The following is a 9,764-nucleotide window of genomic DNA, read 5'->3' as shown; positions in this document are numbered from 1 at the left end:
TGGTCTACGTCGGCCCCTACAAGAGCCGCGCCATCATGGACAAGCGCGCCGAGCAACTGCGCAAGATGGAGATCGCCTTCGAGGAAGCCCGCGACCTGCCCGACGAATACCTGCCCGGCTTCGTCTTCGGTCGCCACGGTGCCGAGGCCGATGCCCGCGCACTGCAGACCCGCCTGACAGGGCAGAAGGTCAAGTACGTGCGCGTGGTGCCCCTGGTCAAGCCGACGACGCTGCACACCGTGCGCATCCAGAAGGCCGACGCGGACATCCAGGAGCGTGTGGCAGCGCTCAGGCCCAGGCTGAGCGGACACCTGTTCGAGCCGTGCAGACGCTGAACCCACACGGCGAAGCGCCCATGGAAAAGGCCCCTTGCGGGGCCTTTTTGCATCAGCGGACCGATGGGTCCGGGCCGGTCACTGGGCGATGACGCGCGCCATTTCCAGGCACTTGTTCGAGTAGCCCCACTCGTTGTCGTACCAGGACACGACCTTCACGAAGGTGCTGTCCAGCGCCAGGCCGGCTTCGGCGTCGAACACCGAGGTGCACGGCTCGCCACGGAAGTCGGTCGCGACGACCTTGTCCTCGGTGTAGCCCAGCACGCCCTTCATGGCGCCCTCGGACGCGGCCTTCATGGCGGCGCAGATCTCGGCATAGGTGGCCGGGCTGTTCAGCTCGACCGTCAGGTCCACGACCGAAACGTCCGACGTCGGCACGCGGAAGGCCATGCCGGTCAGCTTCTTGTTCAGCTCGGGGATCACCACGCCGACGGCCTTGGCGGCGCCAGTGCTCGACGGGATGATGTTCTCCAGGATACCGCGGCCGCCGCGCCAGTCCTTGTTGCTCGGGCCGTCCACGGTCTTCTGCGTGGCCGTGGCGGCGTGCACCGTGGTCATCAGGCCGCGCTTGATGCCCCAGGTGTCGTTCAGCACCTTGGCGACGGGCGCCAGGCAGTTCGTCGTGCACGACGCGTTGGAGATGATGGCCTGGCCGGCGTAGCTCTTGTCGTTCACGCCGTAGACGAACATCGGGGTGTCGTCCTTCGACGGCGCCGACAGGATGACCTTCTTCGCGCCGGCCTTCAGGTGGGCTTCGGCGGTTTCCTTGGTCAGGAACAGGCCGGTGGACTCGATGACGACGTCGGCGCCGACTTCGTCCCACTTCAGCTCGGCCGGGTTCTTCACCGCGGTCAGGCGGATGGCCTTGCCATTGACGACCAGCGTGTTGCCGTCCACCGAGACGTTGCCCTTGAAACGGCCATGGACCGAGTCGTACTTGAGCATGTAGGCCAGGTAGTCCGGCTCCAGCAGGTCGTTGATGCCGACGATTTCGATGTCGTCGGCAAAGTTCTGCACCGCAGCGCGGAACACCATGCGACCGATGCGGCCGAAGCCGTTGATGCCAATCTTGATGGTCATGGGAAAACTCCTGTGGGGAATGGAAAACCTGGACTGAAGGCGGCACACCGGGAACAGGTGGCGAGCCACCCGAGTGTCCCGCCGGAGACGTTACTTGCCGAGAACTTTCCGCACCGTGGCGACCACGTTCTCTGCCGTGAAACCGAAATGCTGGAACAGCACACCGGCCGGCGCAGACTCGCCGTAGGTGTCGATGCCGATGACCGCCGCACAGCCGTACTTCCACCAGAAGTCGGTCACGCCCATCTCGACGGCGATGCGCGGCACCTTGCGCGGCAGCACCTCGGACTTGTACTCGACGCTCTGGCGGTCGAACACCGTGGTCGAGGGCATGCTGACCACGCGCACGGCGATCTTGTCCTTGGCCAGCTCGGCCTGCGCGGCCAGCGCGAGCTGCACCTCGGAGCCGGTGGCCACGATCACGGCGTCGGGCTTCTTGCCCTTCTTGAAGCCGGCGTCGCTCGGCTCGGACAGCACGTAGGCGCCCTTGGTGATCTCGTCCGCCGTGGTCTTCTGTGCATAGGGCAGGTTCTGGCGCGACAGCAGCAGCGCGCTCGGGCGGTTGCGGTTGGCCAGAGCCATGGTCCATGCCACGGCGGTTTCGCAGGTGTCGGCCGGACGCCAGACGTCCAGGCCCGGGATCAGGCGCAGGCTGGCGGCGTGTTCGATCGACTGGTGGGTCGGGCCGTCCTCGCCGAGGCCGATGGAGTCGTGGGTGAAGACGTGGACCACGCGCAGCTTCATCAGCGCGGCCATGCGGATGGCATTGCGGCTGTAGTCGCTGAAGGTCAGGAAGGTGCCGCCGTAGGGGATGTAGCCGCCGTGCAGCGCGATGCCGTTCATGATCGCGGCCATGCCGAACTCGCGCACACCGTAGTTGATGTGGCGGCCGAGCTGGCCTTCGGCGTTGCGCACCGGAGCGCCCGAGGCGTCGAAGCGCAGCGCGGGCGTGCTCTTCGTGTTGGTCAGGTTCGAGCCGGTCAGGTCGGCCGAGCCGCCGAGCAGCTCCGGCAGCTGCGCGGTGAAGTGCTCCAGCGCGATCTGGCTGGCCTTGCGGCTGGCGACCGTCTCGGCCTTGTCGTGGGCGGCGCCGACCGCATCGACCGCGATCTCGGCGAAGGCGTCGGGCAGGTCCCCGATCATGCGGCGCTCGAATTCGACCGCCTGGGTCGGGCAGGCGCGCACGTAGGCTTCGAAGCGCTCGTCCCACTCGGCCTGCGCGGCGGCACCGGCCACGCGGCAGTCCCACGCGGCAGCGATGTCGGCCGGGATGGTGAACGGCTCGGCCGACCAGCCCAGCGCTTCACGGGTCAGCGCGATCTCGGCTGCACCCAGTGGCTCGCCGTGGGCCTTGGAGGTGTTGGCGCGGTTCGGCGAGCCCTGGCCGATGTGGGTCTTGCAGACGATCAGCGTCGGCTTGTCGGTGCTCAGCTTGGCCTGGGCGATGGCGGCATCGACGGCGTCGATGTCATGGCCATTGACGGCGTCGATGACGTTCCAGCCGTAGGCGGCGAAACGCTGCGGCGTGTTGTCGATGAACCAGGGGGCGACCTGGCCGTCGATGGAAATGCCGTTGTCGTCGTACAGCGCGATCAGCTTGTTCAGCTTCCACGCGCCGGCCAGCGCGCAGGCTTCGTGGCTGATGCCCTCCATCAGGCAGCCGTCGCCCATGAACGCGTAGGTGCGGTGGTCGACGATGGTGTGGCCGTCGATGTTGAACTCGGCGGCGAGCAGCTTCTCGGCCAGCGCCATGCCGACGGCGTTGGTGAGGCCCTGGCCGAGCGGCCCGGTGGTGGTTTCCACGCCCGGAGTCACGCCGACTTCCGGGTGGCCCGGTGTCTTGCTGTGCATCTGGCGGAAGGCCTTCAGGTCGCCCAGCGACAGCTCGTAGCCCGTCAGGTGCAGCAGCGCGTAGACCAGCATCGAGCCGTGGCCGTTCGACAGCACGAAGCGGTCGCGGTCGGCCCACTGCGGATTGGCCGGGTTGTGCTTGAGGTGACGCTTCCACAGCGCCACACCGATGTCGGCCATGCCCATCGGGGCACCGGGGTGTCCGGAGTTGGCCTGTTGCACGGCATCCATGGCCAGTGCGCGGATGGCGTTGGCCATCGAGGAAGAAAGGGAAACAGGTGTGGCGGCCATGGACACAAGCAGAGTAGGTGTGGTCGGGAGGGCGAAACGGTGATTTTAAGCGGCAGCGCCAACCGACCCCCTGAAACATCCATTGACGGTCGTCAACCCAGCCGGAAGGGAAGCTGCGACGCTGCATGCACCATGCCTCCACCAACGAGCCCAGGAGACGTTCACGCCATGTCCACGCTGCCCACCCCGACCGCCATCCGCATCATCCGCGAGGAACACCAGGCCCTCGGTGCCATGCTCAGCTCGCTGCACCTGCTGCTGCGCCAGCACCGCCAGGACGGCTCGCCCGTGCGTTTCGACGTGCTGCGCGCGATGCTGTTCTACATCGACGAATTCCCCGAGCGGCTGCACCACCGCAAGGAAAGCGACCTGCTGTTCCCGCTGATCCGCCAGCGCAGCGACCGTGCCGCCGAGATGCTCGACAAGCTCGACCGCGACCACGGCGTCGGCGAGCGGGCGATCCGGGATCTGGAGCACACACTGCTGTCCTGGGAAATGCTCGGCGAGACGCGCCGCGAACACTTCGAGCAAGCGGTGGAGCGCTACCTGTCGTTCTACCTGAAGCACATGCAGATCGAGGAGGAAGTGGTGCTGCCGCTGGCCCTGCAGGTGCTGGAAGCGTCGGACTGGGCCGTGCTCGACGACGCCTTCGGCGAGAACCGCGACCCACTGACCGGCCACCCGCCATCGGCCGAATACGAACAGCTCTTCAGCCGCATCGTGCGCACCGCGCCGGCGCCCATCGGTCTGGGCAGCACGGCCTGACACACCACTCGCGGGCTCTACACTTGCGAGCCCGTGAACACCACCTCCCCCGCCCCACCCTCCCGGCCACCGCGCGCCATCGTGCTCGCCGCTGGCCGTGGCGAGCGCATGCGCCCGCTGACCGACACCACCCCCAAGCCGCTGCTGCCCGTCTTCGGCCGGCCGCTGATCGAGTGGCACCTGCTGGCCCTCGCCCGCGGCGGCGTGCGCGAGGTCGTCATCAACACGGCGTGGCTGGAAGAACGCTTCCCGGCCGTGCTGGGCGACGGCAGCCGCTTCGGGCTGTCGATCCGCTATTCGCACGAAGGCCGCGACTTCGGCGGCGCGCTGGAGACGGCAGGGGGCATCGCCACCGTGCAGGACTGGCTCTGCGCGGATGGCCGCGAAGCCTTCTGGGTCGTCTCGGGCGACATCTGGGCACCGGACTTCCGCTTCGACGCCGACACCGCCGCCCGCTTTGTCGAGAGCGGGGAGGACGCGCGGCTCTGGGTCGTGCCGAACCCGCTCTACCACCCGCGCGGCGACTTCGACCACGCCGGCACCCGCGTGACCTATGCCAACCTCGCACTGATGCGCCCGCGGCTGTGCGCCGCGCTGCCGGCGGGGCGACGCGCATCGCTCGGGCCACTGCTGATCGACGGCGTCGCGGCCGGGCGGATCGGGCTGGCAGACGGCGTCGGCCGCTGGGAAAACGTCGGCACGCCGGCGCAGCTCGCAGCGCTGCAGGGTTCGCCCTCGGGGCAGACCACGCACGACGCCTAGAATCCACGCCAGAACGTCACAACGTCCCCTCGTCACGGCGTCCAGACGTCACCCACACCATTCGTCGTGCCTTCCCACCCGCAGGCCGCCCCGGGGCCTGCACCACGCCTGCTGATGCCACTGCCATGCTGACCTTCCAGCAAATCATTCTTCGCCTTCAGGAATACTGGGACGCCCAGGGCTGTGCGCTGCTGCAGCCCTACGACATGGAAGTCGGCGCCGGCACCAGCCACACCGCCACCTTCCTGCGCGCCCTCGGCCCCGAGCCCTGGAAGGCCGCCTACGTCCAGCCCAGCCGCCGCCCCAAGGACGGCCGCTACGGCGAGAACCCGAACCGCCTGCAGCACTACTACCAGTACCAGGTCGTCCTGAAGCCCGCACCGGCCAACATCCTGGAGCTGTACCTGGGCTCGCTGGAAGCGCTCGGCTTCGACCTGAAGAAGAACGACATCCGCTTCGTCGAGGACGACTGGGAGAACCCGACGCTCGGCGCCTGGGGCCTGGGCTGGGAGGTCTGGCTGAACGGCATGGAAGTGACGCAGTTCACCTACTTCCAGCAGGTCGGCGGCATCGACTGCAAGCCGATCACCGGCGAGATCACCTACGGGCTGGAGCGGCTGGCGATGTACCTGCAGGGCGTCGAGAACGTCTATGACCTGGTCTACGCCAAGGGCACCAACGGCGCGGCGGACCTGAAGTACGGCGACGTGTTCCACCAGAACGAGGTCGAACAGTCCACCTACAACTTCGAGCACAGCAACGTCGAGTTCCTGCTGCACGCCTTCGGCGCACACGAGGGCAACGCGCAGCACCTGATGGCGCAGCAGCTCGCCCTGCCCGCCTACGAGCAGGTGCTCAAGGCCGCACACACCTTCAACCTGCTGGACGCCCGCGGCGCCATTTCGGTGACCGAGCGCGCCGCCTACATCGGCCGCATCCGCAACCTCGCACGCACCGTGGCCGCCGCCTACCTCGACAGCCGCAAGCGCCTGGGCTTCCCGATGGCGCCCAAAGCCTGGGCCGACGAGGTGATCGCGAAGATCGACGCCGAAGCCGCCAAGAACGACGCCAAGAACGACTCGAAGAAGGCCGCCTGACCATGACGACCACGCAGAACCTCCTCGTCGAACTCTTCGTCGAAGAACTCCCGCCCAAGGCGCTGAAGAAGCTGGGCGAATCGTTCGCCGGCACGCTGGCCGCCAGCCTGAAGGCCAGCGGTCTGGCCGGTGCCGACGCCGTGGTGACGCCGTTCGCGTCGCCGCGCCGCCTCGCGGTGCACGTCACCGGTGTCGCGGCCCAGGCCGCCGACAAGGCCGTGCAGCAGAAGCTGATGCCCGTCGCCGTGGCGCTGACCGCCGATGGCCAGCCCACGCCCGCGCTGCTGAAGAAGCTCGCCGCGGTGGGCGCCGATGCGTCGGTGGTGCCGAGCCTGAAGCGCCTGCCCGATGGCAAGGCCGAGGCGCTGTTCCTCGACTCGGTCGTGACCGGCGCCACGCTGGCCGAAGGGCTGCAGAAGGCGCTCGACGAGGCGCTCGCCAAGCTGCCGATCCCCAAGGTCATGACCTACCAGCTCGCCGATGGCTGGTCGAGCGTGAACTTCGTGCGCCCGGCCCACGGGCTCGTCGCGCTGCACGGTGACGACATCGTGAACATCGCCACCCTCGGCCTGACCGCCGGCCGCACGACCACCGGCCACCGCTTCGAGGCCGCGCACCCGACCGTCACGCTGCGCCACGCCGACACCTACGCCGAGCAGCTCGCGACCGAAGGCGCCGTGATCGCCGGCTTCGGCGCCCGCCGCGCCGAGATCGTGCGCCAGCTCACCGCCGCGGCTGCCAAGGAAGGCCTGAAGCCGATCGACGACGACGCGCTGCTCGACGAGGTGACGGCGCTGGTGGAGCGGCCGAACGTGCTGACCTGCCAGTTCGAGGCCGAGTTCCTGGCCGTGCCGCAGGAGTGCCTCATCCTGACGATGAAGGCGAACCAGAAGTACTTCCCGCTGCTCGATGCCGCCGGCAAGCTGACCCACAAGTTCCTGATCGTCAGCAACATCCGCCCCGCCGACCCGAGCGCGGTGGTCCAGGGCAACGAGCGCGTCGTGCGCCCGCGGCTGGCCGATGCCAAGTTCTTCTTTGACCAGGACCGCAAGAAGACGCTGGCATCGCGCGTCGAGGGCCTCGCCAAGGTGGTCTACCACGGCAAGCTGGGCACCCAGGGCGAGCGCGCCGAGCGTGTGCGCGCCATCGGCCATGCCATCGTGCAGCAGCTCAGCATGGCGACGCTGCCGTACACGGTGGACGCCGAGGACCACTTCAAGGTGCTCGACAGCAAGGTGCAGCAGGCCGCACTGCTGGCCAAGACCGACCTGCTGACCGACATGGTCGGCGAGTTCCCGGAGCTGCAGGGCATCATGGGCGGCTACTACGCACGCCATGAAGGCCTGCGCGACGGCGTGGCCATCGCCATCGAGGACCACTACAAGCCGCGCTTTGCCGGCGACACGCTGCCACGCAACCACACCGGCACGGTCGTGGCACTGGCCGACAAGCTGGAGACGCTGGTCGGCCTGTTCGGCATCGGGCAGCTGCCGACCGGTGACAAGGACCCCTTCGCGCTGCGCCGCCACGCGCTGGGCGTGATCCGCATCCTGGTCGAGAACAACCTGCCGCTGGACCTGGACGTGCTGATCCAGGCCGCCCTGCCTGCCTTCGGCGAGCGGATCACCGATCCGAGCACACCGCTGCGCGCCTTCTTCGCCGACCGCCTGTCGGTCTCGCTGCGCGAGCAGGGCTACAGCGCGCAGGAAGTGGACGCCGTGCTCGCGCTGGCGCCGAGCCGCCTGGGCGACATCCCGCGCCGCCTCGCCGCGGTGCGGGCCTTCTCGGCGCTGCCGGAAGCGGCGTCGCTGGCCGCGGCCAACAAGCGCATCGGCAACATCCTCAAGAAGGCCGAAGGCAGCGTCGAAGCCCGGATCGACCCTGCGCTGCTGCAGGTCGCCGCCGAGCAGGCGCTGGCCACTGCGCTGCAGTCGGTGCAGCCGCAGGCCGACACGCTGTTCGAGCAGGGCGAATACGCCGCCAGCCTGCAGGCACTCGCCGCGCTGAAGGCGCCGGTCGATGCCTTCTTCGACGACGTGATGGTCAACGCGGAAGACCCCGCCCTGCGCGCCAACCGCCTCGGCCTGCTGAAGACGCTGCACGGCGCGATGAACCGCGTCGCCGACCTGTCCCGGCTGGCGAGCTGACATGGGCGACCGCAGCGCCATCCGGCTGGTCGTCCTCGACCGCGACGGCACCATCAACGAGGACCGCGACGACTACGTCAAGTCGCCCGACGAGTGGGTGCCGCTCCCGGGGGCGCTGGAGGCCATCGCCAAGCTGCACCAGGCGGGCTGGCACGTCGTGGTCGCGACCAACCAGTCGGGCCTCGGCCGCGGGCTGTTCGACATGTACACGCTCAACGAGATGCACCTCAAGATGAACGCGCTGCTCGCGCCGCTGGGCGGCCGGGTGGACGCGGTGTTCTTCTGTCCGCATGCCCCGGAAGACGACTGCCGCTGCCGCAAGCCGCTGCCGGGTCTGTTCGAGGACATCCAGCGGCGCTTCGGGCTGGACGACATGTCGACGGTCCCTGCTGTCGGCGACACGCTGCGCGACCTGCAGGCGGCCACTGCCGTCGGCTGCGCGCCGCACCTGGTGCGCACCGGCAAGGCGGCCACGCTCGACGACGCCGGTGTGCAGGCGCTGCGCGACCAGATTCCGGGCCTGGCGGTGCATGCCAGTCTGGCTGCTTTCGCCGATGCGCTGCTCGGCGCCGAGCGCAAGAAACACAGCGACGCCCGCGCCGAAGGCAAGCGCCTGGCAAGCGGCAGTGCTCCCTCCTGAACCGACCCTCCGTCCATGCTCATCTACCTGCGCTCCGCCATCTTCCTGCTCTGGCTCATCGTCACCGTGGTCCCCTGGAGCCTGGTGGCCGTGCTCGCCTCGGCGTTCACGCGCGGCGCACCGCTGTACTGGCTGTGCGCGGGCTGGCTCAAGGTGGCGATCCTGGGCGCGAAGTGGATCTGTGGTGTGCACTGGCGCGTGCAGGGCATGGACAACGTGCCGACCGCGGCCGACGGCACCGCCTCCGTGATCCTCGTGCCCAAGCACCAGTCGACCTGGGAGACCTTCGCCTTCCCCGCGCTGATGCCGCACCCGCTGGCCTATGTGTTCAAGCGCGAGCTGCTCTACATCCCCTTCTTCGGCTGGGCGATCGGCCGGCTCGACATGGTCCACATCAACCGCGGCCGCGGCTCGGACGCCTGGCGCAAGGTCGTCGAGCAAGGCACGCGGATCATGGCCCAGGGCACCTGGATGATCATGTTCCCGGAAGGCACCCGCACCCCGCGCGGCAGCCAGGGCGAGTACAAGACCGGCGCCTCGCGGCTGGCGGTGACGACCAGGACACCGCTGGTGCCGATCGCCGTGACCTCGGCGCGCTGCTGGCCGCGCAAGAGCTTTCTGCTGCGTCCCGGCACGGTCGACATCTCCATCGGCCGCCCGATCGACCCACAGGGCCGCCGCCCGGACGATCTGATGCGCGAAGTCGAGGCGTGGATCGAATCCGAGATGCGCCGCCTCGACCCCGAGGCCTACGTCGCCCCGCAGAGCTGACCGGCAGCGAGTCGCGCCCCGTGTC

Annotated in this window: 9 protein-coding genes; 7 read left to right on the top strand and 2 right to left on the bottom strand. The window is 68.7% G+C overall.

Annotated features, from left to right (window positions below; genetic code table 11):
• Window positions 1–335, top strand: a 335-nt coding sequence (locus AB3X43_RS07825; RefSeq protein ID WP_369429293.1) for a hypothetical protein, incomplete at its 5' end; no start/stop codon positions are given.
• 78 nt (window positions 336–413) lie between these two features.
• Here the strand turns inward: AB3X43_RS07825 and gap are convergent.
• Window positions 414–1,415, bottom strand: a complete 1,002-nt coding sequence (gene gap / locus AB3X43_RS07820; protein WP_369429292.1) for a type I glyceraldehyde-3-phosphate dehydrogenase — start codon at window positions 1,413–1,415, stop codon at window positions 414–416.
• Between the two features lie 90 nt (window positions 1,416–1,505).
• A complete protein-coding gene (gene tkt, locus AB3X43_RS07815; protein ID WP_369429291.1) occupies window positions 1,506–3,557 on the bottom strand; it encodes a transketolase in 2,052 nt (683 codons plus the stop codon).
• 168 nt (window positions 3,558–3,725) lie between these two features.
• On the opposite strand from tkt, the gene AB3X43_RS07810 reads away from it, so the two are divergent.
• The 6 genes from AB3X43_RS07810 to AB3X43_RS07785 all read left to right on the top strand — a co-directional run bounded on the left by AB3X43_RS07810 (window position 3,726) and on the right by AB3X43_RS07785 (window position 9,739).
• The gene (locus AB3X43_RS07810; protein WP_369429290.1) at window positions 3,726–4,322 is read left to right on the top strand and encodes a hemerythrin domain-containing protein; all 597 of its coding nucleotides are present in this window, start codon (window positions 3,726–3,728) and stop codon (window positions 4,320–4,322) included.
• 33 nt (window positions 4,323–4,355) lie between these two features.
• Complete coding sequence (locus AB3X43_RS07805) at window positions 4,356–5,084, top strand: nucleotidyltransferase family protein (RefSeq protein ID WP_369429289.1); 729 nt, start codon at window positions 4,356–4,358, stop codon at window positions 5,082–5,084.
• A 125-nt stretch (window positions 5,085–5,209) separates the two neighbouring features.
• The gene (gene glyQ, locus AB3X43_RS07800) at window positions 5,210–6,181 is read left to right on the top strand and encodes a glycine--tRNA ligase subunit alpha (protein ID WP_369429288.1); all 972 of its coding nucleotides are present in this window, start codon (window positions 5,210–5,212) and stop codon (window positions 6,179–6,181) included.
• Window positions 6,182–6,183: 2 nt separating this feature from the next.
• Window positions 6,184–8,328: a glycine--tRNA ligase subunit beta gene (glyS, locus tag AB3X43_RS07795; protein ID WP_369429287.1), complete on the top strand. Its 2,145-nt coding sequence runs from the start codon at window positions 6,184–6,186 to the stop codon at window positions 8,326–8,328.
• A 1-nt stretch (window position 8,329) separates the two neighbouring features.
• Window positions 8,330–8,968 carry a D-glycero-beta-D-manno-heptose 1,7-bisphosphate 7-phosphatase gene (gmhB, locus tag AB3X43_RS07790; RefSeq protein ID WP_369429286.1) on the top strand — a complete coding sequence of 213 codons (639 nt, stop codon included), beginning with the start codon at window positions 8,330–8,332 and terminating at the stop codon, window positions 8,966–8,968.
• Between the two features lie 15 nt (window positions 8,969–8,983).
• Window positions 8,984–9,739 (top strand): lysophospholipid acyltransferase family protein, encoded by a 756-nt coding sequence (locus AB3X43_RS07785; RefSeq protein ID WP_369429285.1) that lies wholly within the window; start codon window positions 8,984–8,986, stop codon window positions 9,737–9,739.
• The last annotated feature ends 25 nt before the right edge of the window (window positions 9,740–9,764 follow it).

The sequence above is a fragment of the Sphaerotilus sp. genome (genome assembly GCF_041083715.1).
Taxonomy (GTDB): domain Bacteria; phylum Pseudomonadota; class Gammaproteobacteria; order Burkholderiales; family Burkholderiaceae_C; genus Sphaerotilus.
Note: the sequence above shows the minus strand (reverse complement) of the source record. Positions and strands in the feature narration are given on the sequence as shown.

Bases quoted from the DNA above. Each gene is read 5' to 3' on its own strand.
- gap (WP_369429292.1), bottom strand. From the start codon at position 1,415: ATGACCATCAAGATTGGCATCAACGGCTTCGGCCGCATCGGTCGCATG.
- tkt (WP_369429291.1), bottom strand. From the start codon at position 3,557: ATGGCCGCCACACCTGTTTCCCTTTCTTCCTCGATGGCCAACGCCATC.
- AB3X43_RS07810 (WP_369429290.1), top strand. From the start codon at position 3,726: ATGTCCACGCTGCCCACCCCGACCGCCATCCGCATCATCCGCGAGGAA.
- glyQ (WP_369429288.1), top strand. From the start codon at position 5,210: ATGCTGACCTTCCAGCAAATCATTCTTCGCCTTCAGGAATACTGGGAC.
- glyS (WP_369429287.1), top strand. From the start codon at position 6,184: ATGACGACCACGCAGAACCTCCTCGTCGAACTCTTCGTCGAAGAACTC.
- gmhB (WP_369429286.1), top strand. From the start codon at position 8,330: ATGGGCGACCGCAGCGCCATCCGGCTGGTCGTCCTCGACCGCGACGGC.
- AB3X43_RS07785 (WP_369429285.1), top strand. From the start codon at position 8,984: ATGCTCATCTACCTGCGCTCCGCCATCTTCCTGCTCTGGCTCATCGTC.